A 26,074-nucleotide genomic window follows, 5' to 3' on the forward strand; every position below is an offset into this window, starting at 1 on the left:
AATGACACAAGAAGAAGATATCGCGGCCGAAGCTGCTGCAGAAACCCATGGTCCGACACATTCGGGCTTCGTCGCGCTGATCGGGCCGACCAACGCCGGCAAGTCGACGCTGGTGAACCGCCTTGTCGGCGCCAAGGTCTCAATCGTTAGCCATAAGGTGCAGACGACGCGCGCCATCGTCCGCGGCATCGCCATCCACGACAACGCCCAGATCGTCTTCATGGATACACCCGGTATCTTCAAGCCGCGCCGCCGGCTCGACCGCGCCATGGTGACCTCGGCCTGGGGCGGCGCCAAGGATGCCGATCTGATCGTGCTGCTGATCGACAGCGAGCGCGGCCTGCGCGGCGATGCCGAAGCCATCCTCGAAGGCCTCAAGGAGGTTCGGCAACCGAAGATCCTGCTGCTCAACAAGATCGACCGCGTCAACCGCGAGGATCTGCTGGCACTCGCGGCCGCCGCCAACGAGAAGATCGCTTTCGAACGCACCTTCATGATATCGGCCGAAAACGGATCAGGCTGCGACGATGTCATGGATTATCTCGCCGCCACACTTCCCGAGGGGCCGTGGTACTATCCGGAAGACCAGATCTCCGATCTGCCGATGCGCCAGCTCGCTGCCGAAATCACCCGCGAGAAGCTGTTCCTGCGGCTGCACCAGGAGCTTCCCTACGCCTCGCATGTCGAAACGGAAAAATGGGAAGAGCGCAAGGACGGCTCGGTGCGTATCGAGCAGGTGATCTATCTCGAGCGCGACAGCCAGAAGAAGATCGCGCTCGGCAAGGGTGGTGAAACCATCAAGGCGATCTCGACGGCGTCCCGCAAGGAATTGTCGGAGATCCTCGAGCAGCCGGTCCATCTCTTCCTGTTCGTCAAGGTTCGCGAAAATTGGGGTGACGATCCCGAGCGGTTCCGCGAAATGGGTCTCGATTTCCCGAAATAAAGCATGTCGCGCAAAAGTGTGGAGCGGTTTTGCGGCACCGACATGCGCACCAACAAAGCATGTCGCGCAAAAGTGTGGAGCGGTTTTGCGGCAACGACATGCGCGCAAACAAAGAGCTAAAGCGCGAGAAGCGAATCTGAAAGATCGCGACGCGCTTTAGGCGTGGCAAGAATTTCATCGGGTAAGCGCCAGCCCTTTGTTTCCTTGGAAAAAACCAGCTTCGTTGCGGAACGAACCCATGCCTTTGCGCATTTCTTGCTCGACGGTGCGTCGATGAGGGGCGGCCGGTTTGCATGACCGCGAGGGCAGGTATGGCAACGTCGAAACGCATCCACTCTTTCAAGACTCCTTGTGAGCAATGTCCTTTGCGGCCGTTGCCGCATTTCAGGGAGTTCAGCCGCGATGAGCTGGAATTTGTCTCCCATTTCAAGAGGGGTGAACTTGCCGTCGATGCCGGCTCCACTATCCTTGTCGAGGGCGCACATAGCGCTCATCTCTTCACGGTGCTTTCCGGCTGGGGCTTTCGCTACAAGATGCTGGAGGATGGACGCCGCCAGATTCTGAATTATATCATGCCGGGCGATCTGATCGGCCTGCAGGGAACCATCGCCGGCGAGATGCAGCATTCCGTCGAAGCGCTGTCACCGGTTTCCCTCTGCGTCTTCGAGCGCGACCGGCTGATGACGCTCTATAACAAGCACCCCTCGCTCGCCTTCGACATCACCTGGATCGCCGCGCGCGAGGAGCGCATTCTGGATGAGCATCTGTTGAGCATCGGCCGCCGAACGGCGCTGGAAAGAGCAGCCTACCTGTTGGCTTTCCTCTTCGAGCGCGGCAGGCAGCTTGGTCTCTTCAACGGCCGCAAATTCATCCCGATCACCCAGCAGCACATTGCCGACACGCTCGGCCTTTCCATCGTCCACACCAACAAGACCCTGAAAAAGCTCGGTGAACGCGGATTGATCCGCTGGCAGGAGCGCGGCTGCGAGGTGCTGAACGGCGAGGAATTGCTGGCCATTTCCGGTTGGGAAGGGCTCGGAGAGGGCAAACGGCCCTTCATCTAGCCTCGCTCTTATGTCTTTTTTAAATGCGCATTAGCATTTGAGAAAATAAGGTCGGCCGTCATCTTCCTCCGATTTGATTCTTATAGGCCGGGCAAAATGGTTTATTCAGACATGGTGGCGGAATTCACCGATAGCGTGCCATGCGGGGCACCGGAGGGCAATGATGTTGGCGAAACGGCCGGGGCGCTGCGACAGTTGCCCGACGGAGGGCAGGGAATCATGAGCGCAATCCGTGTTCTGGTTCTTGAAGACAGTCTGATCATCGCGATGGAGGCGGAGGATATGCTGCGCCTGGCCAGCGTCGAGAATATCGATATCGTCGGCAGCGTGGAGCAGGCGAGGGCTGCCATCGTTGCGGAGACATATGATTTCGCCCTTCTCGACGTCAATCTCGGCGAGGGCATGAGCTTCGGATTTGCCCGTCATCTTCTCGACCTTGGCATTCCCTTTGGCTTCGTCAGCGGCTATTCCGATACCGGTGATTTCCCCCCGGACTTGCAGCACATTCCGCTTCTGGTGAAGCCTTTCGACGAGACGGCGATGCGTGAATTCCTGCTGAGGCTTTTCCCGGCTGTCGCCTGATCCGGTCCATCAATAGCAGCCAGACCTTTCCGATTTTCGGGGTTATGCTCTAGAGTCGATTCGTCGGCCGTAAGGATTTCTTTCGATGCAGTGGCAGGACCATGCGATCATCCTGGGCGTCAAGCGCCACGGCGAGACGAGCGTCATCGCCGAGGTGATGACGCGTGATCGCGGTCGCCATCTCGGCCTGGTGCGCTCCGGCCGGTCGCGCGCCATGCAGCCGGTGCTGCAGGCCGGCAATGCCGTAGAGGTCATCTGGCGCGCCAGGTTGGACGAACATCTCGGCGAATTCCGCGTCGAGCCGGTGACGTTGCGCGCCGCCCGCCTGATGGAAACGGCGACCGCCGTCTACGGCGTTCAGGCGATGGGCGCGCTGCTGCGGCTGCTGCCCGAGCGTGACCCGCATCCGCACCTCTTCGATGCGCTGGAGGTTATCCTTGATCACCTGCACAACCCGGCCGATGCCGGCGAACTCTTCGTGCGTTTCGAACTTGCGGTGCTGAACGATCTCGGCTTCGGCCTCGATCTGGCCGAATGCGCCGCGACTGGCGCCCGTTCCGATCTCGTCTACGTCTCGCCGAAATCCGGCCGCGCCGTCAGCCGCAGCGCCGGTGCCCCCTGGGCGGACAAGATGTTGCTCCTGCCGCCGTTTCTCGGTGTCGAAGGCAACTATGCGGCCGACTTCGACAGTCTCGCGGCTGCATTCCGTCTGACGGGGTTCTTTCTGCATCGCCACGTCTATGAACCGCGCGGCATCGAGGCCGCGGCAGCCCGCGACGGCTTTGTTCAGGCGGCGCTCAAGGCGCTCAATCCCGCCTTGCGGACGCTTTCCGGCCCGAATGATATTTCTGCCTGATCTCGGTTTTTTACCGGTGCAAAACATCCTCCGGATTTGGCGGTTTACCCACTCACGAGCCCTTCCTATGTCTTGGAGGATTGCCAGCCAAGGAGGATATCATGCTGACCAAGACCGCATCCCCGACGACGATCACCCTCTGGAACGGCCGCGAAATTCCGCGTCTCGGCATGGGATGCTGGGCGATCGGCGGTCCTTTCTTCGCCGGCGACACGCCGCTCGGCTGGGGGGAGGTCGACGACAATGAATCCGTCGAAGCGATCGGCCGCGCCATCGAACTCGGTATCCGCTTCTTCGACACGGCCTCGAATTACGGCGCCGGCCATTCCGAAGAGGTGCTCGGCCGGGCGATCGGCAATCGTGATGATATTGTCGTTGCCACCAAGTTCGGCTTCGCCACCGACCCGCAAACCAAGCAGGCAACCGGTGCCTTCGCCGACGGGGCCTTCATCCGCCGTTCGGTCGAAACCTCGCTGCGCCGCCTCAGGCGCGACCGCCTCGATCTCCTGCAATTCCATCTCAATGATTTTCCGCTGGAACAATCGGATGCCGTCTTCGATACGCTGGAGGCGCTGCGTGCCGAAGGCAAGATCGATGCGTTCGGCTGGAGTACCGATTTTCCCGACCGCGCCGTCCGCCATGCCGGCCGCCAGGGCTATGTCTCCGTGCAGCATACGATGAACGTCTTCGAGCCGGTGCCCGAGATGATCGCGGTGATCGAGGGGAAAGGCCTGATCTCGATCAATCGCGGTCCGCTGGCCATGGGGCTTTTGACCGGCAAGTTCACCGCCGATAAGGCGGTGGGCGCCAAGGATGTACGCGGCGCGGCGCTCGACTGGATGGTCTATTTCAAGGACGGCCGCATGGCCCCGGAATTTGCCGCAAGGCTCGACGCCGTCCGCGATCTCCTGAGCTCAGGCGGCCGCACGCTGACGCAAGGCGCGCTCGCCTGGCTCTGGGCAAAGTCGCCGCGCACCTTCCCCATTCCGGGCTTCCGCACCGTCGCGCAGGTGGAGGAAAATGCCGGGGCGCTGGAGAAAGGGCCGTTATCGGCTGATGTCATAGCGGAGATCGACGTGGCGCTCGATCGCGTGTGAGGGGCGGGGCCGGCGCAACCCACGCCGCCCTCATTCCTGTGACAGGCACAGGAATGAGGGAGAACGTTGCAGCGTGCGTGGAAAAAGGCGTGGTCCAGCCAACATTGCCCAATTCGACCTAGCTCCGCGCGCGAGCCTTCAGTGCCCAGCCTTCCGGCCTCTCTTCGACGACGTGGACGGTGTCGCCGATCGTGATCCTGCCGTTGCCGCGCGGGGTGACGTTCCAGCCGAAGAGCGGGCCCGGCACGCGCCGGTCGGCCGACATGCGGATGCGGCCCATTGATGGCATCGGGTTCGGCCCCTCGCGTGAACCGGTCAGTTGGTCCTGCGTCGTCATGATGCAGCGCGAGCAGGGTTTGACGAGATCGAAGCGGATGCCGGCGATCTCGATCGCCGCCCAGCGGTCCTCCGGCCAGGCCTCGTCGATATCGATGACGATGTTCGGCCGGAAGCGTTCCATGCCGACGCTGCCTTCGCCATGGGCGGCGAGGTCGGCGTTCAACGCTGTCAGCGAACCGGTCGTCGTCACCAGGATCTGATAGCCGTCGGTAAAGGTGACGGGCGTGCCTTCGCCGGCCCATTCGGCATTCGCCGTCCGCCGGGCCTGGCCGTCGAAGAAGACCAGCCGCACCTCGCGGCCGAGCCATTGGGAAAGCTGCCGGTTGCTTTCGGGATCGGCGACGGCGGCGCTGACGGTCGATTTCCACACGCTCACATCCATGCGGTTTTCAGGCCGAGGCGGCGGCACCGATATGTCCTGCCTTCCCTGCATCAGTAGCCGAAAAGCGCCGGGCTCCGGCCGGACCTCGATGCGCGCGAGGTCCGGCAATTCGCGCTGGGTGATGAAGTGTCCGTTGGGATCAGTGATCATCGCCCGCCGGTCGCCGGGAAGCCCATAGGCGTCGATGTCGGCCGAAGGCAGGGCAATTCCACGGGCACTTTTGAGGGGATAGATAAAGAGGTCGCTGATACGCATGCCGTTCTCCCAGAACAGGATGATTTTAGGCCGAGTCGGGTTGAGATCTGAGGCCTGTTCTAGATCTCGTCCATGAATGCCTGGAGAAAGTCGCGCAGGCTTTTGTCGCGATCGGCCGCCAGCCTGCGGCCGGTCTCGGTCTGGAACCCGTCCGCCAGTTTGAACAGCTTCGTCCGGAAATGGTCGATCGCATAGCGCTTGTCGTCGAGCGGGCGCTCCGCCGCCGCCGGGTCGAACGGATCGTAGAGCCCGGATCCGAGTCGCCCGGCAATATAGAAGCAGCGTGCGGCGCCGATCATGCCGATCGCATCCAGCCGGTCGGCGTCCTGTAGGATCTTTGCCTCCAGCGTCTGCGGCGCCACCCCGGCCGAGAAACTATGCGCGGTGATGGCGTGAGCCGCAGCGTCGATATCCGCCTCGGACCAGCCGAGCTCTGACAGGATCGCCGATGCCTTTTGCGCCGCCAACGCCGATGCTTTTGCCCGCAACGGCGAATTCTTCTCGACGGCGACGCAGTCGTGCAACAGCACGGAAGCGGCAAGAACCCGCCCGTCGCCGCCTTCTCCAGCATGGATGCGCATGGCGTTCCGGAAGACGCGCAGGATATGTGAAAGGTCGTGCGAGCCGTCGTCGCCATCGGCCGCGTGCGCGATCAGCGCCGCGGCGAGCGTTTCATGAGGGGAGAATGCTTCGGCCTCGAACATTGCGCCACCTGTTGTGAGGAAGATTGTCTTCCGTCGATGGAACATCGGAGCGGAAGCGGGTACGGAATTTCATCTCGGTCGAAGCACGCGACAACGAAGGCTCGGGAACCGTTGCCGATTATGTAGCGGCTTGCCGTGCGAGTCGCAATTGAAGCCGATTCAGCACCTCGGAAGATACGTCTCGCCGCCGTTCGTCGGCAGGGAAAGGAGATGGGGCACATCAAAAGCGGGTCTCGGCGGGCTGATGTGATAGCCTTGGATCTCGTCGCATTCCTCGGATTCGAGCAGCGCCAGCTGCGCGGCGGTTTCGACGCCTTCGACGGTGACGCGCATGCCGAGCGCATCGCCGAGCAGGATGATCGCGTGCATGATTGCATGCGCCTCCTTGTTGTCGGCGATGTCGTTGACGAAGGATTTGTCGATCTTGATCTTGTCGAAGGGGAAGCTCGAGAGATAGCTCAGCGAGGAATAGCCGGTGCCGAAATCATCCATCGAGATGCGGATGCCGCGCTCCTTCAGCGCATGCAGGATCGGCAGCACCTCGCTGAGATTTTCCATCAGCACGCTCTCGGTGATTTCGAGCTCAAGCCGCGACGGCGACACCGCAGCGGCGGCAAGAGCCTCGCTGACGTCCTCAGTCAGGTCGCTGTTACTGAATTGGATCGCCGAAACGTTGACGGCGACTTTGATGCCGTCGGGCCATTGCGCTGCATCGTTGCAGGCCTGGCGCAAAACCCAGCGGCCGATCTCGACGATGAGGCCGACCTCTTCGGCGAGCGGAATGAAATCCATCGGCGCAACACGGCCGCGGATCGGGTGGTTCCAGCGGATCAGCGCCTCGAAGCCGCAGATGCGCCGTTGCGAAAGGTCATAGAGCGGCTGGTAATGCAGCTCGAATTCCTCCTTCTCGACGGCTGCTCTGAGGTCTGCCTCGAGCGCGTGGCGGAGCTGCATCTGCGCTTCCATCTCGCCGGCGAAGAAACGCTCGCGCTTGCGCCCGTCCGCCTTGGCGTGCGACAGCGCCACGCCGGCATGTTTCAGCAGGATATCGGTTTCAGCGCCATCCCCCGGGGCGACTGCAATCCCCATCGAGACGCTGAGCTCCAGCTGTTTTTCGCCGTGCAGGAAGAGATCGGAAAGCTCGCGGCGGATCTGCTCGGCCAACGCCGTCACATTCCACGGCTGCTGCTTGCCCGTCTGCAGTATGGCGAATTCGTCCGAACCCAGGCGCGCCAGGGTGTTTTCCGAACCGGCCGAAGCCCGGATACGCTCGGCGACCTGCTGCAGGATCTTGTCGCCGGCGGATACGCCCATCATGTTGTTGATCGATTTGAACCGGTCGAGGTTGAGATGAACGAGGGCGATCTGCTCGTCCGGTTTGCGCGCTGCGAGCGCCGCATCGACCTGCTGGCGGAAATGGATGCGGTTCGGAAGACCGGTCAGCGGGTCGTGGTGGGCGAGATAAGTGATGCGCTCGGCCGCCTCTCTATCCTCGGTAATATCGGCATGAATGGCGATGTTGCTGCCGTCGGCAAGGATGGTCACCATGCTCTGGATGATGCGGCCGTCGTCCATCAGCCATTCGCGCCGACGGATACTGCTGCTGTTTGCGGCTGCGGAGGAGTGTCGCCCGCCCCGCCGGCCGGGCCTGGCGCTGGTGCCCTCCGCACCGCGCATCTTGTCGATGAGGTCGTCGATTGTGACGCCGGGAGTGACATCGCCTTGTGTCAGGCCGAAGAGCTGACCGAAGCGAATGTTGGAAAGCGTCAGCCGCTGATCTGCGTCGAAGACGCTGAGACCGAGCGGCAGGTTGTTGAGGATGATTTCGAAGAGCCTCTGCTGTCCGTCGAATGCCTGACTGAGGGCCGACATATTGCCTCTCAGCGCATGGTTCTCGCGCAGCAGCGTTTCCGCGCTTCTCTCGATCTCGTCATAGTCGCTTTCGTGGACCCGATAGGTCGCAATCACAAGCTCCATAAGACGCTGCGCGTCGACCGATCCATCGGCCATGACCGCCTGGCTGCATTGCTGCCAGAAGAGCGCTTCAGCTTTCATGTGGGGGCTCTTGCGGGGCGGCTGCGACGGCCACGGTCGCCGTCAGCTGATTGACGTACCTCATTGCATTGAAAACTCTTCGAAAAGTGACCGTTAAATTGATTTTTCATAAACTAAACGTCCAAGTGGTATCGTGAGACGCTCATTCTGGACGGGCGGGATTAATATTCGGTTGCAGTGCAGCGGTGGAGTCGCGTCGTTAGACGTTTGTTTTATATGTGAAAAATCGCTGAAATACGACAAAGCCTCTTCTTCCGGCGCAGGCGGATGGTCAGCCTCAGGCCGTTCCGTTAACTGTTGTCAATCATCGTTAATGAGAAGTTAACAACTTATTGACGCACCGCGCAAATCAGTTTAACCAGCGAGTCAATCAGTGATTTTCCACGTTCGTATTGCGTACAAACACCACCGGCAAAAGGCGGTGAATGGAGGTTTGTATGACCAGCACCACATCCGTTTCCGACACCTCATATGCATATCTGGCGACGCTCTCGCGGCTTGATTCCAATGGCGATGGTGTACTCAGCCGCGGCGAACGCGCCGCCGATGAGAAGCCCGGCATCATCAAGGAGCTCCTGGACGAGGACAATACCAGCGAGACGCAACCGAAATTTTCCGGCAGCCTGATTGCGCTGATGATGGATTCTCGTGACAGCGGCATGGCAGCCAGTATCGCCGTTCCCTATCCGTTGCAGCAAACCGCGCCGACCTCAGGCGATCAGCCGGACGATCTCTACCGCAACACCTACGGCCAGTTCGACTTCAACACGGCCGCCTGAGCCGCTTCCGAATCTGGTGATTCTGCAAGTCGGCAGTTTGGCCGGCTTTTCCAGTCCTGCGCTCCCTGCGCTATGGGCCACTTCCAAGGGATGGAGCGTCCTGAGCGCCCTCTGTCGGACGCGCGGCGCTCGAAATCAGGAACACCTTCCGGGTTGATACGTTCAGAAGGACAACCGGACGGAAGGAGATCTCCATGAAAGCCATGTGCACCATCGCCGTGCTGAGCCTGCTTGCCGCTGCATTCCCGGCGGGCGCCCAGGACAAACAGACGGCGATCGCCAATTTCGTCGGCAAGGACGGCAAGGAGGACGGACGCGCGCAACTGACGGCTGCCGCCAGCGGCGGTGTCTTGATCGAGGTCGAGATATCGGGACTGCCGGCGAACAAATGGGTGGCCTTCCATATTCATGAGACCGGCCGATGCGACGCCGCGACCCATCACGAGTCGGCCGGCGGTCACTTCAACCCCGAGAAGGCCGAGCACGGCATCCTTGCCGCCAAGGGGCCGCACGCCGGCGATATGCCCAATCAATATGTCGGTCAGGACGGTGTGCTCAGAGCCCAGGTCTTCGACAGCATGGTCACCCTCGACGGCAAGACCGACGGCATTCGCGGCCGCGCATTGATGGTGCACGCCAATTCGGATGATTATCGCAGCCAGCCCTCCGGTGATGCCGGGGAAAGACTGTCCTGCGGCGTCATTCAATAGTCTGCCGCATAAGTTCCGGGATCAATGTCTCATTGCCGCCTCATTGCCGGCTTTTCGGCCGCCGCCCTGCCGTTGGACGCCTTTGCCGGCACGGCGTTCGATGCCGGCACCACGGTCGGATTGTTCTCGTCGAAGGCAAGTTTGACACGTTTTGCCATGTCGCGGCTGACCGTCCACCAGTCGCCGGTCTTTGCCCAATAGCGCAGCGTCACGAAGATCGGGCCGTCGCCGGGGCTGTCGATGAAGACGCATGGTTCCGGTGACGTCAGCACCCGGGGATCGGCTTTGGCGAGGCTCATCAGTGTCTGCATCGCCTGGTCGATGTCATCCTCCACCTTGACCTTCAGTTCGTTTCGCCGCGTCGCCTCACGGCTGAAATTGGTAATCGGCGTGTTCCAGAGCGTCGAATTCGGCGCCAGCCGGTAGAGCCCGTCAGCGGTCCTCAGTTCGGTCGCAAACAATCCGATTTCGCGCACCGTGCCGGTCACGCTGCTGGTTTCGATGTATTCCCCGACCCGGAACGGCCTGAGGATCAGCAGCATGATGCCGGCGGCGATATTCTGCAGCGTTCCCTGCAGCGCCAGCCCGATCGCCAGGCCGGCTGCGCCGAGGGCCGCGATGATCGAGGCGGTCTGGACGCCGAACTGGCCGAGCACGGTGATGAACACCAGGATGAGCAGCGCGTAGCGCAGCACATTGGTGAAAAATCGCGCCAGCGTCTCGTCGATGCCATGGACGCGCGACAGGCCTTCATAGGCCCAGCGGCTGGCAAAACCGGCGAGCGCCCAGCCGAGCACGAGCAGGATCACGGCCCCGAGGACGGAGAAGGAATATTGCACCGCCAGCGCGCTCGCCTGGCTGAGCGCCGTTTGCGTGGCGAGAAGGACGTCGGCTGCCTGTTGTTGCATGATCTGGCCCTGTCGATTGTAGGTGGTCGGGCCTAGATGGAGCGGCTGGGGGCAGCGTCAACCGCAGGCGGGCTCACCGATCGCAAGCACGAAGGGTGCGTTGCCGTCGGCATCGGCACCGCGTCCGATCGCCCGCACCGCCGCGACCAACCGGCCGCCGCGGTTAAGCAGCGCGTCGCCGATCTCGATCAGCCGGGCATTCGGCGTCGCGAAAGGCGAGGCCGCCCGCAGCCGGCCGGCAAGCTGTTCGTCGCTCTGATCCGGTGCGAGCGAAAGTGCGGCGATCAGGGCTGCCGCCGGCGATCGCGACACGCCCATCCAGCAATGGATGAGCAGCGGCGTCTCCTGTCGCCACGATGCGGCAAAGTCGATAATCCCCTGCACATGCGTTTCGTCGGGCGCCACCAGACCGCCGGTACCCTTGAAGGTGATGTCGTTCATCGCAAGCGTCAGATGACGGTCGGCCGCGATCACGCCCGGCCGGTGAAAGGCCTGCTCCTTGGCGATCAGGCTGATCATGTCGCGCGCCTTGTGGCGCACGGCAATTTCCGCGATGCGCGACAGCGGCGAGACGACGATGAAGCTCACGACACCATCTCCCGCGCGGCCTCGATCGCCGCGAAGCGCTCGCAGAACAGCCGCTGCGCTTCGACCGCCGGCAGCGGCTCGATCATCAGCATCTCCCTGCTGATGCCGCGCGGCTGGCCGAAGAATTTCTGCGCCTCGGCGGGGGTGAAGCCGGCCAGCACCGTCGCCTCGAAATAGGCGGCGATCGTATCGGCCTTCTTGATTCGGTCCTTGAGGTCGCGCGGGGGATGCGGCGGCAGGCCGAACCGCAAGTGCACGGCGGCCTCCAGCCGTTTTTCCACCGTCTTGTAGCCGCCGCCGACCACCGATTTGAACGGTGAGATCATATCGCCGATGACATATTCGGGCGCATCATGCAGCAGCGCCATCAGACACTCCTGCGGGGACGCATGGTTGAAGCGGCGGAAAATGTCTTCGACCACGAGGCTGTGCTGCGCCACCGAAAAAGCATGATCGCCGGATGTCTGGCCGTTCCAGCGGGCGACACGCGCCAGCCCATGGGCGATGTCGATCAGTTCGACATCGAGCGGCGAGGGGTCGAGCAGGTCGAGCCGGCGGCCAGACAGCATGCGTTGCCAGGCACGCGGTGCTTTCGTCGTCACGCGCTGGCCTCGTCGGCGCTCGTGGGAAAGACGAGGCCGGACCATTCCGGCAGGACGAGGGAAACGGGTGTTTCGCCGGCGAGCAGCGGCGTGCCTGCGGCCATTGCCGCGCCGGCGCGATCGATACGCACGATCGCCAGTCCATGATCGCCTTCGACCGAACCGAGTGTCCCGACAGGCTTGCCGGCGGCGGTGATCTCCGTCCCGGTCGCCGGCAGAGCCGTCGCGGCGGACACCGTGACGACGCGCCGGCGCGCCGTGCCGCGGTGCTGCATGCGCGAAACGACCTCCTGGCCGACATAGCAGCCTTTCCTGAAGGAGAGGCCGCCATTGAAATCCATCAGCACGTCGTGCGGAAAGGCGTCCTGCAGGGCGAAGTCCGATCCTGACGTGACGATGCCGTGGCCGATGCGCAGCGCGTCGTAGAGCGCCTCAGCGCCATCGCCGTGCCGTCCCGCCCTGCGGGTCAATGTAATGCCGGCCTTGGCGAAACGGCTGTCCCGGACGCCTTGGCCGTCCAAAACATCCTCGGCGGCTTCGCCCCAGCAAACGGTGACACCCTCTTCGGCGCGGGCCGCGAGCGTGACGGCGGCGCGCAGCTTGTACATCGTCAGCCGCTTCAACAGGCCATCGCGCTGGCCGGCATCGGTTTCGATCGTATAGCCGTCGCCGTCCTGCCAGATCATGAAGTCGAACAGGATCTTGCCCTGCGGTGTCAGCAAGGCCCCGGGCCGCGCCTCGTCTGGCGCAAGCGAGATGATATCGGTGGTGATCAGGTTCTGCAGGAAGGATTGGGCTTCCGCGCCGCTGATCGAGAGCAGCGAGCGGTCTTTCAGGAATACGGCTGGCATGGCGGAACCTGTCGCGTTGGTCATCGCTCAGAGGTATGTCTTCACAAGGTGGATCGCAAGCGCCCCATGCGAAAGGCGAGAGGTGAAAGCGAGGTGGGTTTCAATCGCCCGCCGTGAAGAATTTCCATTTGCCCTGAGGCGTAATGCCGAGGCGGTAGAAATTATATCCGCCGAATTCCTGCATGTCGGAAAGATCGCCGGCCGTGACGATGCGCAGCAGTTCGACGCGCTCCGGCGGCGTCAGCGATTTCAGGTCTTTTTCGGCGAAATAGGGCCAGACATACATCTCGTCTGCCGTACCCTGGCCGACATGCACGAAGCCGGTCGAGACGATGTCGAGCATGATGGCGAGGATCTCGTCTCCATCGGGATCTCCCGAAAGATCCTTCAGCGTACCAATCGGATCTTCCGTGGGCTCGCCGACAGTCACCTGCGTCTGCTCGGTGCCGGTCCCCATCAGCGGCCGTAGCCGTTCGAGATCGCCGGAGGCGGCCGCCTCGACGATCTGCTCGCGCATCTTGCGTACCGGCTCGGGCACCTTGCTGATGTCGTAGATCACCTCGGCGGGCTTGGAAGCATCCTGGGCGCCCGGCGTCTTGTCGACACCCTGATTGTTCTGGCTGTTGACCAGCGGATCGGCCATCGGAACGCTGGGAGCGGTGCCGCCCTGCGGCTGGCTCTGTCCCTGAGCGCTTCCGGGCGCGGCCGGCGCGTCGTTGGCCGCCTGGCCGGGGATCTTGTGCAGTTCGGAAAGCGCGTAGGCTGCCGGCGCGAGGAAGATATTGCCGGCAGCGAGGCTGAACGCAAACAGCACCGGCGCGAGCGGAATCCGCGAAACTTTCTCTTTACCGGCGCGCATCAAACTCTCTGATAATAATTATTGCAGGGTGCGGTTCGCGGAGAATTCGCCGGCAAGCATGCGTTCGCGCAGCGAATCCAGCAGGGCTTCGGCGCTGCTTTCCCCATGCAATCTGATCGTCTCGCGCAGGGCATGCGCAATAGCGGCATCAGCGATGATCTCGGTCTCGATTCCGTCGGCCATGCCGTCGGCCCAAGCCTCGTTCTGGTACTCCAGAGCCGCCTGCATCTTTTCGTGGACGATCATGTCGTCGATCTCGTTGAGGCTTGCTTCCATTGTCTTTTCCTCAGAACTTCTCATGTCTTACTGCACCGTTAACAACACTAACAGCCTTTTCCCAAAACGACACGTCCACATGCGAAAACAGGTTAATTAAACGTTAATTTCCAAAACGCGAGGTAATTTCTGTGGCGAGTGTTGCACCTTCGTTACGGTAGCGCTCTTCTGCCACGATGGCCGCTGCGGTGCAATCCGTATAGACGGAGGCGAATGCGCGGTAGCCGCGATTGAAGGCTGCGGTCAGCTTTTCCTTGCGCTGCGGCTCGTTGCCGGTCTCCGAATCGAGCAGTTGCTGCATGCCGTTTCGCCACCCGTCACCATCCGCCGCCTTGCAGAGTGTTCTCAAATAATGCACCGAACCCAACACCTCGGCGAGTCGCGCCAGCTTGTCGTCATAGGGCACGGTCACGGCAGGCGGCGGCGCAATCTCCTCCTCGCGTGGAGGCGGCGTGCTCTTGCCCTGCGCCATGGTGGGGCCGGCGAGCACGAGCAGGGAAAGGAAAACGCGTCGAACGGGAATCATGCTCCCAGTTGATACCTTGAGCATGACGGCAACAAGGCGCGCTTGAGAATTTCCACGTCTATTCGCCGCCCGAAAGCCGCTCCGCGCATTCGAGAACGCTCTGCGGCACCGGCAATCGCCGGATTTGCTCCAGCGTATACCAGCCGACGGCGGCCGCATCGTCGGCGGCTTCCGCCACCACATCGCCATCTGCCTCGACACGAAAGACCGACAGGAAGAAATGGCTGCTGAGGCTGCCATCAGCCGCATGGGTCTTCAGGTCATAGGTCGAAAACAGCTGTGGATTGCGCACCGAAATGCCGGTTTCCTCGCGGAATTCGCGCAGCGCCGTTTGCTCCGGCGTTTCATCAGGCTCGGCTCGCCCACCGGGAAAGGCATACATGTCGGCGGAAGGCGGATTGCGCCGCAACACCAGAAGGAATCGTCCATCCCGTTCGAGAATGGCGGAGGAGGCGGCTTTGACGGTGGGGATCATGAGATGGCTCTTGCTGTGATGGCCCATCCTACCCGATGACTATCGCTGAAGAAATGCGATGGCTCGAAAGGAGCTTTGGTGACCTACATCATTTATGCCTTTGCCGCCGTCTTCGAGATTGCCGGCTGCTTCGCCTTTTGGGCGTGGCTGAAGCTTGAAAAGCCCGTCTGGTGGCTGGCGCCTGGCATGGTCTCGCTGGCGCTTTTCGCCTGGCTTCTGACGCTGGTGCCGAGCGAGGCCGCCGGCCGCACCTTCGCAGCCTATGGCGGCATCTACATTCTGGCTTCACTGCTCTGGCTGTGGCTGGTGGAAAGCCGCGTGCCCGATCGCTACGATATCGGCGGGGCGCTGATCTGCCTTGCGGGAACGAGCATGATCCTCTTCGGGCCGAGAGGCTGACGCGCCTTGACCGGACTCAAGCCGGGTGCAAAGACATGCCGATGTGTGGACGTTTCGCCCTGACAAGCTCCAGCGCCGACCTGCGCGAATTTTTCTCCGGTCTCGATCTCGACGATTTTCCGGCGCGCTACAACATCGCGCCGACACAGCCGATCCTCGTCGTCATATCGGGCGAGGGGAGGGAGCAGGGAAGCAACCTGGCCGATCGGCGCGCCGTGCTGGTGCGGTGGGGTCTCACGCCGGCCTGGGTGAAGGATCCGAGGGACTTCCCGCTGCTGATCAACGCCCGCTCAGAGACCTCGATCGGCAAGGCCTCCTTCCGGGCAGCCATGCGTCATCGCCGCGTGCTCATCCCGGCCTCCGGCTTCTATGAATGGCATCGCCCGTCCAAAGAAAGCGGCGAGCCGCCGCAAGCCTATTGGATCAGGCCGCGTCAGGGCGGGATCGTCGCCTTTGCCGGGCTGATGGAGACGTGGTCCTCGGCGGATGGTTCCGAGGTCGATACCGGTGCGATTCTGACGACATCGGCCAATTCGGGCATATCGGCGATTCACGATCGCATGCCCGTCATTATCAAGCCTGAAGATTTTTCGCGCTGGCTGGATTGCAAGACGCAGGAACCGCGCGAAGTGGTGGACCTGCTGCGGCCGGTTCAGGAGGATTTTTTCGAGGCCATCCCGGTCTCCGACAAGGTCAACAAGGTCGCCAATATGGGTCCCGACCTGCAGCACCCGGTGGTCGTCGAAAAGCCGCTGAAGGCTCCGGAAAAGCAGAGGCCTGGCGACGGCCAGCTCAGTTTCTTCTGAACACTATCCGTCGCTCTTCCTTGGTCGTGCCGACGTTTTAGGCGGATTTCTTGACGCTGGCCGGCTTGTGCTTGGCCATCAGCGATGCCGCTGCAACAGCCTTGAGGCCGACGGGGCGATAGTTGGCGGCGAGGTCGGGCTTGGCCGTCTGTTGTTCGCCGCTGTTGCTCTTCTTCGAAGTCACGATACTCTCCTACGTGGTTCTTCCCAGGGTATTTTGTAGTTTGATGTTTGGTCACAAATAGCGACAAAATGGCGTCGCGGCCTATCAGGATTTGTAAACGCGCACCATAATTCGCGAGGCTTAACTGAAGCCTACGTTGGTTAATACTTACTGAAGAGAGCAGTTCCAGTAAAAGTGCACGACCGCTTTTCCGGGGAAAAGCGCGCAGCGGCTCTGAAGGCGGGAAGTGACGAGAGAAGCATGCCGATCACGCGAAGAGATCGGGAAATGCGCCCGCGTCAGATGTGCCGGCCGATATCGTCGTCGCCGACGCCGGGTTCCTCGATCGTCAGCGTCCCGTATTTCCGCCGCCATTTCCGCGCGCCGAAGGGAAGCGATACGAGGTAGGCGGCAACGGTAAAGACCATCACCTCCCAGGTGTAGCTCATCAGCAGAGCCACATAGAGCACCACGCCGAGCATCATCGGCAGTACGAGATCGCGCCGCAGCCGGTTGCCTTCCGATTTGCCCGACCAGACCGGCAGCCGGCTGATCAGCAAGAAGGCGATGACGACGGTGTAGATCGACGAGACATAGGCGAAGGTGCGGTCCGTCGCCAGGCCGAGGAAGCCGAGATAGACCGGCAGCAGCACCAGCATGGCGCCGGCCGGCGCCGGCACGCCGACGAAATATTCCGATTGCCAGCTCGCCTTGTTCTCGCGTTCGGCCATGACGTTGAAGCGGGCAAGCCGAAGGCCGGCGGCGATCGCATAAATCAGCGCGGCGATCCAGCCGAGCGAGCGCGCCTGGTCGAGCGCGAACACATAGACGACGAGGGCGGGGGCGACGCCGAAATTGACGATATCGGCAAGCGAATCCATTTGCGCGCCGAACTTCGAAGTTGCCTTCATCAGCCGGGCCACGCGCCCGTCGATGCCATCGAGGAAGGCGGCGACCAGTACCATGGAGACGGCGAGCTCGTAACGGTTCTCGAAAGCCAGCCGGATGCCGGTCAGCCCGGCGCAGATCGCCAGAATGGTGATGAGGTTCGGAAAGACGAGACGGAGCGGGATCTCACGCAGACGAGGGCCGCGGGCAGAATCATCCGGACCATTGGGCTCGAAAGGCGGAAAGGGCGTTTCCATATCGCGTTCCAATCTGGACCTGGAGTTTAGCTGCGGCGGCTGATGACGGGACCCTTGGCGGAGGCGAATTCGGCGATGACAGTTTCCCCGGCAATCGCTACCTGGCCGAGCGAGACGCGTGGCGCAGCACCAGCCGGCAGGAACACGTCGAGCCGGGAGCCGAAACGGATCAGCCCGAAGCGCTCGCCGGCATCCACCGGTTCGTTGGGGTTTGCCCAGCAGAGGATGCGCCGTGCCACGAGGCCGGCGATCTGGACGACACCGATCTGGCCGTGCCGGGTTTCGATCACCAGCCCGTTGCGTTCATTGTCCTCGCTCGCCTTGTCGAGCTCGGCGTTGACGAAGCTGCCCGAGCGGTAATTGATGCTGACGATGCGGCCGCGCATCGGTGCCCGGTTCACATGGCAATTGAAGACGTTCATGAACACCGAGATGCGCAGCATCGGCTCGGAGCCGAGATTGAGTTCGGCCGGCGGGGTCACCATCTGGATCGCCGAGACCTTGCCGTCAGCCGGAGAGATCACCAGATCGTCGTCCTGCGGGGTCACACGTTCGGGATCACGGAAGAAATAGGCGCACCACAGCGTGAAGATCATGCCGATCCAGAAGAGCGGCTTGAAGATCCAGCCCAGGATCAGCGACGCGACGAAGAAGGCGGCAACGAAGGGATAGCCCTCCTTATGCACGGGGACGATCGTGTTGCGAACCGTGTTGAACAGGCTCATGCTGCCGGTCTCCTTGCGTTGTCGTTTTTTGCTGGTTAGCGAAAAACCGTCTCCGGGGCAATGCTGTGGCCCCGGCCCTGGTTCCGACGCCGGGGTTCTGAACAACAAAAGCTTGGCCGGTGTCGCTCCCGGCTCAGCTTGCCGGCGCAAGCCGCGTGATCACGCCCAGGTCGTCGCTTTCGCGCACATGCTTCAGATGTTCCTCCGCCTGTGTCGCTTCGCGCTGGCGGTTCCACATCGAGGCGTAGAGACCGTTCTTTTCGAGCAGGGCGGCATGCGTCCCGCGTTCGGCAATCTCACCGCTTTTCAGCACGATGATTTCGTCGGCGCCGATGACAGTCGACAGCCGGTGGGCGATAACCAGCGTCGTCCGGTTCTTTGACACCACGTCGAGCGCCGTCTGGATTTCCCGTTCCGTCGTCGTATCGAGCGCCGATGTCGCCTCGTCGAGGATCAGGATCGGCGGTGCCTTGAGGATGGTGCGGGCGATCGCCACCCGCTGCTTCTCGCCGCCCGAAAGCTTGAGCCCGCGCTCGCCGACCTTGGTTTCGAACCCCTCGGGCAGCATTTCGATGAAATGGGCGATCTGCGCCACCTCGGCTGCCGCAAAGACCTCGCCGTCGTTCGCCGATGTCCGGCCGTAGCGGATGTTATAGGCGACTGTGTCGTTGAAGAGCACGGTATCCTGCGGCACCATGCCGATCACTGAGCGCAGACTCCTCTGCGTCACCGTGCGGATATCCTGGCCATCGACGGTGATGGCGCCGCTCTGGATATCGTAGAAACGATAGAGCAGGCGCGACAGCGTCGATTTTCCGGCCCCCGAAGGGCCGACGACGGCAACCGTCTTGCCGGCCGGCACCTCGAAGGAAACGCCCTTCAGGATCGGACGGACCGGGTCGTAGGCAAAATGCACATTCTTGAAGGCGATCGCGCCCTGGCCGATTAGAAGCTCGGCTGCATCGGGCGGGTCCTTGACTTCTGCCTTGACCTCCAGGAGATCGAACATCTGCTCGATATCGGTCAAGCCTTGACGGATTTCTCGGTAGACGAAGCCGATGAAGTTGAGCGGCGCGGAAAGCTGCAACAGCATCGAATTGACGAACACGAAATCGCCGACCGTCTGCTCGCCGCGCTGCACCGCCAGCGCCGACAACACCAGCATGATCGTCGTGCCGATGCCGAAGATGACGCCTTGGCCGAAGTTCAGCCAGCCGAGCGAGGTCCAGACATCGGTCGCCGCCTTCTCGTAGCGCTCCATCGATTTGTCGAAGCGCTTCGCTTCCATCTCTTCGTTGCCGAAATATTTGACGGTCTCGAAATTGAGGAGGGAATCGATCGCCTTGGTGTTGGCGTCGGTATCGCTGTCGTTCATCGACCGGCGGATGGCGATGCGCCAGTCGGATGCGCGGATAGTGAACCAGATATAGGCCCAGACGGTGAAGGCGGTAACGGCGAGATAGGAGAAGCCGTAACCCCACCAGAAGATCACCGCCGTCAGCAGGAATTCGATGACGGTCGGGACAGAATTGAGGATCGTGAAACGCACGATCGTCTCGATGCCCTTGGTGCCGCGCTCGATGATGCGCGAGAGGCCGCCGGTCTTGCGCTCGAGATGGAAGCGCAGCGACAGCTCATGCATATGCACGAAGGTCCTGTAGGCCAGCTGGCGCACTGCATGCTGCCCGACGCTGGCAAACAGCGCGTCGCGCAACTGGTTGAGGCCGAGCTGGATCAGGCGGGTGATGTTGTAGGCGATGACAAGGGCGATGGCGCCGGCAAGCAGCGGCGGCACCGAGCCGGCCAGATCCATCCTGCCGTTCAGCGCATCGGTCGACCACTTGAAGAAATAGGGGACGAGCAGCAGCACGAATTTGGAAATCAGCAGGAAGACCGAGGCCCAGACGACGCGCATCTTGAGGTCGGGCCGTCCGGCCGGCCACATATAGGGCCAGAGGTTGAGAAGCGTGCGCAGCAGGTTGGATTCCGAGACTGTCTTGCCGTTTGCCATGCTTGTCTCCAGCCCGGATGGGCTTGCGGCGATTGCCGCGCTTCGATGCGGGCAAGAGCGCGAAACCGGGATGTGCCCAAAGCGCTCTCCCCGCCACCGCCAGATAGGATACCGGGCGGACGAATACAACAAATACCGGGTTCAGGAAAAAACAGGCCGGGCGGTTAGCCCGCCCGGCCTCGTCATGTTGTTTGGCGCTTAGAGGTGCCGGTTGGACAGGCGTTTGCGGTGCAGTTCCTCGGCATTCGGCAGCGCATCCTTCGGCAGGCCGAAGATTTGGCCGGGGCGGATGCGATCCGGATCGATGATCTTGTCCTCGTTGGCGATGTAGATCGTCGTGTACCGAACGCCGAGACCATAGGTGCGGCGCGAAATCTGCCACAGCGTGTCGCCGCGGCGGATGATGACAGCCGCGTTGTTTGCCGTCAGAGGCGCCTGTTCGATCGTTTTCGGCTGGTTGCCTGCCGCGTCGTTTGCATCAGGCGCGGCCGGCGCGGGGGATGCGGAAAGTTCGGCGATGATCGCCCCCAGTCCGTCGAGGCCTGCGCCGACGGACTTTGCGTCCTTCGGCAAGGCCTGCAGCACCTTTAACGCGCTGGTCGCGGTTTGCGAGGCAGCGCCGGAGGCTTGCTTGAAGGTTTCAGGCGCATCGGCCCCCGGACGGAAATCTGCGACCGAGCGCAGAGCGAATTCGGTTGCCGAGCGCGCCGCCGCAAGCTGTTCGGCGCCGGGCAGCTTGCCGTCGGCAAACAGCCCCTTCAGCAGGCCGAAGGCCTTGCCGGCCTCGGCCTTGCGCTTGCCGAGCTCAGCTTCGTCGAGCGGCACCATCGAGGAGCCGCCGTTTGCGTCGGCGGGGACGGATTGCGCGGCGACCCGCACCTGGTCGCCCGCCGGGCGATTGAAATTCACCGCCGCACGCACGATCACCTTGCCGGCGGGATCGACGACATCGACGCGGATCTTATGATCGCCGACCGAGAGCGCCACCACACCGTCGATGACGAAATGGCCGTCGGAGCCGGCGGTGTCCTGGCCGACAAGGCTGTCGTCGGCATAGCCGAGGACCTTGGCGTGGGCGCGCGCCGTGCCGGCAATGAAAATCTTGTTGCCCTCGATCTCGACGGCATTGACCATCACATCGGGCGCATTCGACTTGTCGGGTTCGGCGGCGCCTGGAATGGCCGGCGCAGTCGCAGCGCCGGAGGCGGGGTCGGTGACATTAGGCGTCTGCAGCGCCAACTCGCCGGTAGCGGCAGACCCGGTCGAACCTTGGCCCGTTGCCGGGGTGTCGGCGGCCGGCACCGTCGGGTTGGAGGCATCGGCGACTTCGGTGCCGGCCTTCGGCGCGGTGATGATGCGGCTTGCCGCGCCGGGTTTGGAGACCATGGCGAGCAGGTTGGCGCCGTTGCCGTCTTTCGGCACGGAGATGGTCGCGACTTCTTCGGAAAGCGTGGTCGTGCCGTCCTTGCCGGTAAACTTGAGCACGAGCTGGTGGTCGCCGGCGGCCAGCGGATCGTCGAGAACGGCGGCGAAATCGCCGCTGGCATCGACATTGGCTGTCGTCACGACCTTTTCGCCGTCAAGCACTTCGAGCTTGCCGTTCGGTTGGGCGGAGCCGGCAATCACCGTCGAGCCGTCGGGCTCGACGCGCAAAACGTCGAAGGCGGGAAGCTTCGGGCCTGCATTCGCCGCCGTGCTCGCCCCAGGCTCAGGCGCACCGGTCAGCGCAGCCTCGGCCTTGGCGATCGCGGCAAGCGCATCGGTGATGTTCTCCGGCAGCGACTGGACAATGGCGAGCGCCTTCGCGCCGCCGTCCTTGGCTTTCGTGGCAAGTGTCTGGGTCACCGGATCGAGGCCCTCGGGAATGGCGAAACCGGCAAGCGCGGTCAGTGCATCGACGGCCTTGGTCTTGGCGGCGGTGAAAACATCGTCGGCGGGGCCCTTGCCGTCGGCAAACAGCGCCTTAAGTTCGGTGAGCGACACGCCTGCCTCGGCCGAAAGGCGGCCCACCTTGTCGGCGACGGAAGCCGCGTCCGCTGCAGCGGGGCGCGATGTCTTTGCCGACTCGTTAACCGTGTCCTTGAGCTCCGTGCTCGCCTGGTTGATAGCGTCGCCGACCTTGGCTGCATCGCCGCCGATGCGCGGCATGACGACAAACACCATCAGTAGGATTGCAATTGCGAGCACTGCAAGGGCCAGCAAGCCGGCACGGTTCTTCATCATTATGTCTCCCCAGGCGGCAATTTGCCGTAGTAACCGAAATTGCTAGCGATTCCCGTTGCTTTTCACAAGCATTCAAAGCAATTCGGCAAGCTCGCGACGCTGCTTTTCAGTCAATTTTCTTGACTGCATTGAAATGGAATAGTTGTTTGCCCCCATGACCGACCAATCTGTATCGATTCGATCCATCTGCGTTTACTGCGGCTCAAGGCCGGGACGCGATCCCTCCCACATGGCGGCCGGGCGTGCTCTCGGACGAGAGATCGCCGAATACGGCCTGCGCCTCGTCTATGGCGGGGGTACCAAAGGCATCATGGGCGCGGTTGCAAGCGGCACGCTTTCAGGCGGCGGTCAGGTCACGGGCATCATCCCCGAATTCCTGATCGATATGGAAGCGACTCGCCACTCGCTCGGTCAGCTCAACGAGCTTATTGTAACCCCTGACATGCATGCGCGCAAACATACGATGTTCGAGCGTTCCGATGCTTTCGTCGCGCTGCCCGGCGGCATCGGCACGCTGGAGGAGATCGTCGAGATCATGACCTGGGCGCAGCTCGGCCGCCACGAAAAGCCGATGGTCTTTGCCAACGTCAACGGTTTCTGGGATCCGATGATGGAACTGATGCGCCACATGACCGAAGAGGGCTTCGTGCACACCGCCCACCGGGTGCAGCCGCTCGTCGTCGACGAGATCTCCGGCATCATTCCGGCAATCATGGCCCAGGCCGCCCAACTCGCCGCCGATCGCGACGGCGAGGACGAGGTGATCTCGAAGATGTAGGTGGGCAAGAGCCCGGACTGCCCAGCCCTGTGGCGGCATATTCAGCTGTAGGCCGAAACAAGCCGAGCCACCTGAGATCGCATCCATTGATTGGCGGGATCATTCTCGCTTGCCGCCGACCAAACCATCGATATCGGACTCACCGTTAAATCGAGGGGAACCTCGGCGGTCGCCAAGCCGAAAAGGCCGGCATACCGCTTCACGATCCTTGTCGGCAGGGTCGCGATCAGGGGCGCTTCGAGGACAGCAGTAAGCACGGTCAGGAATTCCGGCGCTGCCACCGACACGTCCAGTCGCACCTTGATCCGCTTCAACGCATCATCGATGCAGCCTTCGATCGCGTCCTTTTGGGAAACGAGTGCATGCTTCAGCCCCACATAGCTATCGCGGTCCAAAGTTTCAGGAAGATCGAGAAGTTTAGGATTGTAACAACACATCAGCGATTGCTCGAACAGTAGGCTCCGCCGATGTCTGTTGTTGCCGTCATCGTAGCAACCGACGCCGAGGTCGATTACATTGTCGTCCATAAGCTTGTGGACCAGTTCGGGGTTGACCGCTCGCGCAAGCACTTTGATGCCGGGGGCCGTCTCGTTCAAAATAGCGGCGAGGCGCGGCACGAGCAGCACCTCGAGCTCGCTGGAAAAGCCGATGCGGAATATCTGCTCGGCCTGATTGGGCTCGAAGACTACCGGCGTTACGATCGCCTGCTGCGTGCGGCTGAGTATCTGCTCTACGGCTTCGGCGAAACGCAACGCCCGATGGGTCGGCTGCATGACCTGGCCGACACGCACAAAAAGCTCGTCCTGAAGCAATGTCCGAAGAGTGCCGAGATTATGGCTCATGGCGGGCTGCTGGATTTTCAGGCGAACAGCAGCTTTCGTCACGCTCCGCTCCTTCATGAGCGCATCGAACGCGACCAGCAGATTGAGGTCGAAACACCACAAATTGAAATGATCGATGGAGACAATTTCGTTCATCGATTTGATCGTTGCATGAATTTTTCCTACTGTCCATAGCCATCAGACAGCGCTGTCCCGGTTCCAGTTCAACTCGAAAGGAAGTTCCATGAGCAATCTTGGAAAGGAATATCGTATTGCCGGCGTGACAGTGAGAAAGGTGCAGGAGCAGTATCTGCACAACGTTCCGCCCTCTTTCCTCTACCCGGCTGCCGGACCTGAGGAGATCAAGGCGGTCGAGCCGCGGCTTTCCACCATCGATATGGACGAGGGCCGCGATGCCCTTATAGTGAGCATCCATAGCTGGCTTGTTACCACGCCCGACCACGTCATCCTCATCGATACCGGTTCGGGTAACGACAAGGAAAGACCGCGCAATTCCGGCTTCCATCATCAGACCATTCCGTTTCTGGATAGGCTGCGTCACGCGGGTGTCGAGCCCGAAGACGTCGACTTCGTCATAAATACCCATCTCCACGTCGATCACTCCGGCTGGAATACCGTCCTTCAGGACGGAAGATGGATCCCGACTTTCAAAAACGCCCGCTACGTCTTCCCGCGCGCCGAGCAGGAATATTACGCGTCGACGGCGAGTCACAACGACGTCAACATTCCCAGTTTCGGCGTTTATGAAGACAGCGTAAGGCCCGTGATCGAGGCGGGGCTTGCCGATTTCATCGACGACGCAGGCGCTCCTTTCCTCGATCGATTCACCTTCTTACCGACGCCTGGGCACAGCATCGGCCATATGTCCGTTGTGCTGGAGGCGGACAATGAAGCGGCAATCTTCGCCGGCGATGTCATGCACCATCCAATCCAGGTGGAACGGCCCGACCTTAACACGGTCTTCTGCGAATTCCACGATCGAGCTGCGCGGTCCAGACGGCGCATCCTCGAACTCGCCGCCGATAATCGCGCCATGTACTTCTCCACGCATTTCCCCGGTTCTTCTGCTGGTTATGTCACCCGCGACGGCGAAAAATTCAGGTGGTCCTATGTCTAACAACGAGTTCGCGTCTTCAGTTTTTGACGCCAGCCAGGTCGTATTCGACGAGCATTACGTCGATAGCGGAACCGAGGGCATCAAGCTTTATCTGCGCAATAAGCGAAGGAAGGACCACAAAGTCTTTCTTGCGGAGAAAACTATCGTAATGGTGCATGGAGCGACCTTCTCGTCCGGAAGTCTTTACGACGTTCCCTTCAATGGAATGTCCTTCATCGACTTTCTGGCTCATCGAGGGTTCGACGTCTTTGCGGTCGATGTCCGGGGGTATGGAAAATCGACCCGCCCACCGGAAATGCAGGCGGAGGCCGATGCAAACCCGCCGCTTGTCTCCACCGACACCGGCGTCGCCGACTTCGCAACGGCTGTCGACTTCGTGCTTCGACTTCGGGGCCTGAAGGCTGTCAACGTCTTCGCAATGTCGTGGGGCGGTACCGTGGCCGGCGCATATGCTGCTCGCAACGCCGACAAGGTCGTCAAGCTCGCGCTGCTCGCGCCGCAATGGCTGAGTGACGTTCCCATCCCCATCGACCAGGGCGGTGCCCTCGGCTCCTACAGGCTTGTTCCCGTCAATGCGGCCCTGGCGCGTTGGCTGGGCACCGCACCAGAATACGCGCGTGAACGTCTGGTGCCCGAGGGCTGGTTCGATCTTTGGTCCGAATTGACGCTCTCGGAGGAGACGTCGCAAGGCGACAGGGAGCAAGGTAAACTCCGCGCCACCAACGGGCCGATCCAAGACATCCGCACCTACTGGCGAGCTGGAATCCCATATTATCAACCGGGCGAGATTCGCGCGCCGGTGCTGCTGTTGCACGGCGAATGGGACATCGACGTTCCGCTCGATCTGGCGCGGGGCTATTTCGAGCAACTGACCGGCGCCTCCTACAGGCGATGGGTGGAAATCGGGGAGGCGACACATCTCGCCCTTATGGAGAGCCACCGCATGCAGGCCTATTCCGAGATCGTCCGCTTCTTCGATGAAGCTTTCAAACCGGAATAGCGTCTGAACGAAGG

The 26,074-nt window shown here is 61.7% G+C and carries 29 protein-coding genes; 12 read left to right on the forward strand and 17 right to left on the reverse strand.

Features of this window, described 5'->3' with window-relative positions:
- The first annotated feature begins 1 nt into the window (after nt 1).
- The 5 genes from era (at nt 2) to AF337_RS22525 (ending at nt 4,542) form a co-directional block, all read left to right on the forward strand.
- Nucleotides 2–943, forward strand: coding sequence for a GTPase Era (gene era / locus AF337_RS22505; RefSeq protein ID WP_049733880.1), 942 nt, complete (start codon nt 2–4; stop codon nt 941–943).
- Nucleotides 944–1,254: 311 nt separating this feature from the next.
- Nucleotides 1,255–2,007, forward strand: a complete 753-nt coding sequence (locus tag AF337_RS22510) for a Crp/Fnr family transcriptional regulator (protein WP_049733881.1) — start codon at nt 1,255–1,257, stop codon at nt 2,005–2,007.
- A 96-nt stretch (nt 2,008–2,103) separates the two neighbouring features.
- Nucleotides 2,104–2,589 carry a response regulator gene (locus AF337_RS22515; protein ID WP_049733882.1) on the forward strand — a complete coding sequence of 162 codons (486 nt, stop codon included), beginning with the start codon at nt 2,104–2,106 and terminating at the stop codon, nt 2,587–2,589.
- An 85-nt stretch (nt 2,590–2,674) separates the two neighbouring features.
- Complete coding sequence (gene recO / locus AF337_RS22520; RefSeq protein WP_049733883.1) at nt 2,675–3,445, forward strand: DNA repair protein RecO; 771 nt, start codon at nt 2,675–2,677, stop codon at nt 3,443–3,445.
- Between the two features lie 101 nt (nt 3,446–3,546).
- Entirely contained in the window at nt 3,547–4,542 is a 996-nt protein-coding gene (locus AF337_RS22525) for an aldo/keto reductase (protein WP_049733884.1), read from the forward strand.
- Between the two features lie 118 nt (nt 4,543–4,660).
- On the opposite strand, the gene AF337_RS22530 is transcribed toward AF337_RS22525, so the two are convergent.
- From AF337_RS22530 to AF337_RS22540, 3 genes are all read right to left on the reverse strand, one after another.
- On the reverse strand, nt 4,661–5,518 hold the full coding sequence (locus AF337_RS22530; RefSeq protein WP_049733885.1) for an MOSC domain-containing protein: 858 nt from the start codon (nt 5,516–5,518) through the stop codon (nt 4,661–4,663).
- A gap of 59 nt (nt 5,519–5,577) precedes the next feature.
- Entirely contained in the window at nt 5,578–6,222 is a 645-nt protein-coding gene (locus AF337_RS22535) for an HD domain-containing protein (protein ID WP_049733886.1), read from the reverse strand.
- 159 nt (nt 6,223–6,381) lie between these two features.
- A complete protein-coding gene (locus AF337_RS22540; RefSeq protein WP_049733887.1) occupies nt 6,382–8,277 on the reverse strand; it encodes a putative bifunctional diguanylate cyclase/phosphodiesterase in 1,896 nt (631 codons plus the stop codon).
- A gap of 437 nt (nt 8,278–8,714) precedes the next feature.
- Between AF337_RS22540 and AF337_RS22545 the strand changes: the two genes are divergently transcribed.
- Entirely contained in the window at nt 8,715–9,056 is a 342-nt protein-coding gene (locus AF337_RS22545; protein ID WP_049733888.1) for a hypothetical protein, read from the forward strand.
- A 194-nt stretch (nt 9,057–9,250) separates the two neighbouring features.
- Nucleotides 9,251–9,766, forward strand: a complete 516-nt coding sequence (locus tag AF337_RS22550) for a superoxide dismutase family protein (protein WP_049733889.1) — start codon at nt 9,251–9,253, stop codon at nt 9,764–9,766.
- A gap of 29 nt (nt 9,767–9,795) precedes the next feature.
- Here AF337_RS22550 and AF337_RS22555 read toward each other — a convergent pair whose 3' ends face one another.
- From AF337_RS22555 to AF337_RS22590, 8 genes are all read right to left on the reverse strand, one after another.
- Nucleotides 9,796–10,674, reverse strand: coding sequence for a mechanosensitive ion channel family protein (locus tag AF337_RS22555; protein WP_049733890.1), 879 nt, complete (start codon nt 10,672–10,674; stop codon nt 9,796–9,798).
- 57 nt (nt 10,675–10,731) lie between these two features.
- Nucleotides 10,732–11,262 carry a tyrosine phosphatase family protein gene (locus AF337_RS22560; RefSeq protein ID WP_049733891.1) on the reverse strand — a complete coding sequence of 177 codons (531 nt, stop codon included), beginning with the start codon at nt 11,260–11,262 and terminating at the stop codon, nt 10,732–10,734.
- On the reverse strand, nt 11,259–11,831 hold the full coding sequence (locus AF337_RS22565; protein ID WP_049734126.1) for a YfbR-like 5'-deoxynucleotidase: 573 nt from the start codon (nt 11,829–11,831) through the stop codon (nt 11,259–11,261). Before AF337_RS22565 ends, AF337_RS22560 begins: the two co-directional genes overlap by 4 nt.
- A 29-nt stretch (nt 11,832–11,860) precedes the next feature.
- The gene (ygfZ, locus tag AF337_RS22570) at nt 11,861–12,715 is read right to left on the reverse strand and encodes a CAF17-like 4Fe-4S cluster assembly/insertion protein YgfZ (protein ID WP_049734127.1); all 855 of its coding nucleotides are present in this window, start codon (nt 12,713–12,715) and stop codon (nt 11,861–11,863) included.
- A 100-nt stretch (nt 12,716–12,815) separates the two neighbouring features.
- On the reverse strand, nt 12,816–13,574 hold the full coding sequence (locus AF337_RS22575) for a hypothetical protein (protein WP_049733892.1): 759 nt from the start codon (nt 13,572–13,574) through the stop codon (nt 12,816–12,818).
- 18 nt (nt 13,575–13,592) lie between these two features.
- Nucleotides 13,593–13,850 carry a hypothetical protein gene (locus AF337_RS22580; protein ID WP_003574226.1) on the reverse strand — a complete coding sequence of 86 codons (258 nt, stop codon included), beginning with the start codon at nt 13,848–13,850 and terminating at the stop codon, nt 13,593–13,595.
- Nucleotides 13,851–13,953: 103 nt separating this feature from the next.
- Entirely contained in the window at nt 13,954–14,400 is a 447-nt protein-coding gene (locus AF337_RS22585) for a TIGR02301 family protein (protein WP_049733893.1), read from the reverse strand.
- Between the two features lie 34 nt (nt 14,401–14,434).
- Nucleotides 14,435–14,851 carry an NUDIX hydrolase gene (locus AF337_RS22590; RefSeq protein WP_049734128.1) on the reverse strand — a complete coding sequence of 139 codons (417 nt, stop codon included), beginning with the start codon at nt 14,849–14,851 and terminating at the stop codon, nt 14,435–14,437.
- 78 nt (nt 14,852–14,929) lie between these two features.
- Between AF337_RS22590 and AF337_RS22595 the strand changes: the two genes are divergently transcribed.
- Both AF337_RS22595 and AF337_RS22600 read left to right on the forward strand, forming a co-directional pair.
- Nucleotides 14,930–15,250 carry a YnfA family protein gene (locus AF337_RS22595; protein ID WP_049734129.1) on the forward strand — a complete coding sequence of 107 codons (321 nt, stop codon included), beginning with the start codon at nt 14,930–14,932 and terminating at the stop codon, nt 15,248–15,250.
- Between the two features lie 41 nt (nt 15,251–15,291).
- On the forward strand, nt 15,292–16,056 hold the full coding sequence (locus tag AF337_RS22600; RefSeq protein WP_049734130.1) for an SOS response-associated peptidase: 765 nt from the start codon (nt 15,292–15,294) through the stop codon (nt 16,054–16,056).
- Nucleotides 16,057–16,093: 37 nt separating this feature from the next.
- Here the strand turns inward: AF337_RS22600 and AF337_RS43755 are convergent, their stop codons facing one another.
- The 5 genes from AF337_RS43755 to AF337_RS22620 all read right to left on the reverse strand — a co-directional run bounded on the left by AF337_RS43755 (nt 16,094) and on the right by AF337_RS22620 (nt 22,323).
- Entirely contained in the window at nt 16,094–16,240 is a 147-nt protein-coding gene (locus AF337_RS43755) for a hypothetical protein (protein ID WP_167347791.1), read from the reverse strand.
- Nucleotides 16,241–16,518: 278 nt separating this feature from the next.
- On the reverse strand, nt 16,519–17,364 hold the full coding sequence (pssA, locus tag AF337_RS22605; protein WP_049733894.1) for a CDP-diacylglycerol--serine O-phosphatidyltransferase: 846 nt from the start codon (nt 17,362–17,364) through the stop codon (nt 16,519–16,521).
- Between the two features lie 26 nt (nt 17,365–17,390).
- Nucleotides 17,391–18,239 carry a phosphatidylserine decarboxylase gene (locus AF337_RS22610; protein ID WP_338012723.1) on the reverse strand — a complete coding sequence of 283 codons (849 nt, stop codon included), beginning with the start codon at nt 18,237–18,239 and terminating at the stop codon, nt 17,391–17,393.
- On the reverse strand, nt 18,223–20,100 hold the full coding sequence (locus AF337_RS22615; protein ID WP_049733896.1) for an ABCB family ABC transporter ATP-binding protein/permease: 1,878 nt from the start codon (nt 20,098–20,100) through the stop codon (nt 18,223–18,225). The genes AF337_RS22610 and AF337_RS22615 overlap by 17 nt, the downstream gene beginning before the upstream one ends.
- A gap of 198 nt (nt 20,101–20,298) precedes the next feature.
- Nucleotides 20,299–22,323, reverse strand: a complete 2,025-nt coding sequence (locus AF337_RS22620; protein ID WP_049733897.1) for a LysM peptidoglycan-binding domain-containing protein — start codon at nt 22,321–22,323, stop codon at nt 20,299–20,301.
- Nucleotides 22,324–22,477: 154 nt separating this feature from the next.
- Here AF337_RS22620 and AF337_RS22625 point away from each other — a divergent pair, with 154 nt between their 5' ends.
- Nucleotides 22,478–23,101: an LOG family protein gene (locus tag AF337_RS22625; RefSeq protein ID WP_082336848.1), complete on the forward strand. Its 624-nt coding sequence runs from the start codon at nt 22,478–22,480 to the stop codon at nt 23,099–23,101.
- Nucleotides 23,102–23,142: 41 nt separating this feature from the next.
- Here AF337_RS22625 and AF337_RS22630 read toward each other — a convergent pair whose 3' ends face one another.
- Nucleotides 23,143–24,078 carry a LysR family transcriptional regulator gene (locus AF337_RS22630; RefSeq protein ID WP_049733899.1) on the reverse strand — a complete coding sequence of 312 codons (936 nt, stop codon included), beginning with the start codon at nt 24,076–24,078 and terminating at the stop codon, nt 23,143–23,145.
- Between the two features lie 88 nt (nt 24,079–24,166).
- Here AF337_RS22630 and AF337_RS22635 point away from each other — a divergent pair, with 88 nt between their 5' ends.
- Nucleotides 24,167–25,060 carry an MBL fold metallo-hydrolase gene (locus AF337_RS22635; RefSeq protein WP_049733900.1) on the forward strand — a complete coding sequence of 298 codons (894 nt, stop codon included), beginning with the start codon at nt 24,167–24,169 and terminating at the stop codon, nt 25,058–25,060.
- Nucleotides 25,053–26,060 carry an alpha/beta hydrolase gene (locus AF337_RS22640; RefSeq protein WP_049733901.1) on the forward strand — a complete coding sequence of 336 codons (1,008 nt, stop codon included), beginning with the start codon at nt 25,053–25,055 and terminating at the stop codon, nt 26,058–26,060. Before AF337_RS22635 ends, AF337_RS22640 begins: the two co-directional genes overlap by 8 nt.
- Nucleotides 26,061–26,074 lie beyond the last annotated feature (14 nt).

It is taken from the genome of Rhizobium ecuadorense, from assembly GCF_001187535.1.
GTDB lineage: Bacteria > Pseudomonadota > Alphaproteobacteria > Rhizobiales > Rhizobiaceae > Rhizobium > Rhizobium ecuadorense.

What these genes read in the sequence shown, in the direction of transcription:
- era (WP_049733880.1), top strand. Translation starts at nt 2, where the DNA reads ATGACACAAGAAGAAGATATCGCGGCCGAAGCTGCTGCAGAAACCCAT.
- AF337_RS22510 (WP_049733881.1), top strand. Translation starts at nt 1,255, where the DNA reads ATGGCAACGTCGAAACGCATCCACTCTTTCAAGACTCCTTGTGAGCAA.
- AF337_RS22515 (WP_049733882.1), top strand. Translation starts at nt 2,104, where the DNA reads ATGGTTTATTCAGACATGGTGGCGGAATTCACCGATAGCGTGCCATGC.
- recO (WP_049733883.1), top strand. Translation starts at nt 2,675, where the DNA reads ATGCAGTGGCAGGACCATGCGATCATCCTGGGCGTCAAGCGCCACGGC.
- AF337_RS22525 (WP_049733884.1), top strand. Translation starts at nt 3,547, where the DNA reads ATGCTGACCAAGACCGCATCCCCGACGACGATCACCCTCTGGAACGGC.
- AF337_RS22530 (WP_049733885.1), bottom strand. Translation starts at nt 5,518, where the DNA reads ATGCGTATCAGCGACCTCTTTATCTATCCCCTCAAAAGTGCCCGTGGA.
- AF337_RS22535 (WP_049733886.1), bottom strand. Translation starts at nt 6,222, where the DNA reads ATGTTCGAGGCCGAAGCATTCTCCCCTCATGAAACGCTCGCCGCGGCG.
- AF337_RS22540 (WP_049733887.1), bottom strand. Translation starts at nt 8,277, where the DNA reads ATGAAAGCTGAAGCGCTCTTCTGGCAGCAATGCAGCCAGGCGGTCATG.
- AF337_RS22545 (WP_049733888.1), top strand. Translation starts at nt 8,715, where the DNA reads ATGACCAGCACCACATCCGTTTCCGACACCTCATATGCATATCTGGCG.
- AF337_RS22550 (WP_049733889.1), top strand. Translation starts at nt 9,251, where the DNA reads ATGAAAGCCATGTGCACCATCGCCGTGCTGAGCCTGCTTGCCGCTGCA.
- AF337_RS22555 (WP_049733890.1), bottom strand. Translation starts at nt 10,674, where the DNA reads ATGCAACAACAGGCAGCCGACGTCCTTCTCGCCACGCAAACGGCGCTC.
- AF337_RS22565 (WP_049734126.1), bottom strand. Translation starts at nt 11,831, where the DNA reads ATGCTGTCTGGCCGCCGGCTCGACCTGCTCGACCCCTCGCCGCTCGAT.
- ygfZ (WP_049734127.1), bottom strand. Translation starts at nt 12,715, where the DNA reads ATGCCAGCCGTATTCCTGAAAGACCGCTCGCTGCTCTCGATCAGCGGC.
- AF337_RS22575 (WP_049733892.1), bottom strand. Translation starts at nt 13,574, where the DNA reads ATGCGCGCCGGTAAAGAGAAAGTTTCGCGGATTCCGCTCGCGCCGGTG.
- AF337_RS22580 (WP_003574226.1), bottom strand. Translation starts at nt 13,850, where the DNA reads ATGGAAGCAAGCCTCAACGAGATCGACGACATGATCGTCCACGAAAAG.
- AF337_RS22585 (WP_049733893.1), bottom strand. Translation starts at nt 14,400, where the DNA reads ATGCTCAAGGTATCAACTGGGAGCATGATTCCCGTTCGACGCGTTTTC.
- AF337_RS22590 (WP_049734128.1), bottom strand. Translation starts at nt 14,851, where the DNA reads ATGATCCCCACCGTCAAAGCCGCCTCCTCCGCCATTCTCGAACGGGAT.
- AF337_RS22600 (WP_049734130.1), top strand. Translation starts at nt 15,292, where the DNA reads ATGTGTGGACGTTTCGCCCTGACAAGCTCCAGCGCCGACCTGCGCGAA.
- pssA (WP_049733894.1), bottom strand. Translation starts at nt 17,364, where the DNA reads ATGGAAACGCCCTTTCCGCCTTTCGAGCCCAATGGTCCGGATGATTCT.
- AF337_RS22615 (WP_049733896.1), bottom strand. Translation starts at nt 20,100, where the DNA reads ATGGCAAACGGCAAGACAGTCTCGGAATCCAACCTGCTGCGCACGCTT.
- AF337_RS22620 (WP_049733897.1), bottom strand. Translation starts at nt 22,323, where the DNA reads ATGATGAAGAACCGTGCCGGCTTGCTGGCCCTTGCAGTGCTCGCAATT.
- AF337_RS22625 (WP_082336848.1), top strand. Translation starts at nt 22,478, where the DNA reads ATGACCGACCAATCTGTATCGATTCGATCCATCTGCGTTTACTGCGGC.
- AF337_RS22630 (WP_049733899.1), bottom strand. Translation starts at nt 24,078, where the DNA reads ATGAACGAAATTGTCTCCATCGATCATTTCAATTTGTGGTGTTTCGAC.
- AF337_RS22635 (WP_049733900.1), top strand. Translation starts at nt 24,167, where the DNA reads ATGAGCAATCTTGGAAAGGAATATCGTATTGCCGGCGTGACAGTGAGA.
- AF337_RS22640 (WP_049733901.1), top strand. Translation starts at nt 25,053, where the DNA reads ATGTCTAACAACGAGTTCGCGTCTTCAGTTTTTGACGCCAGCCAGGTC.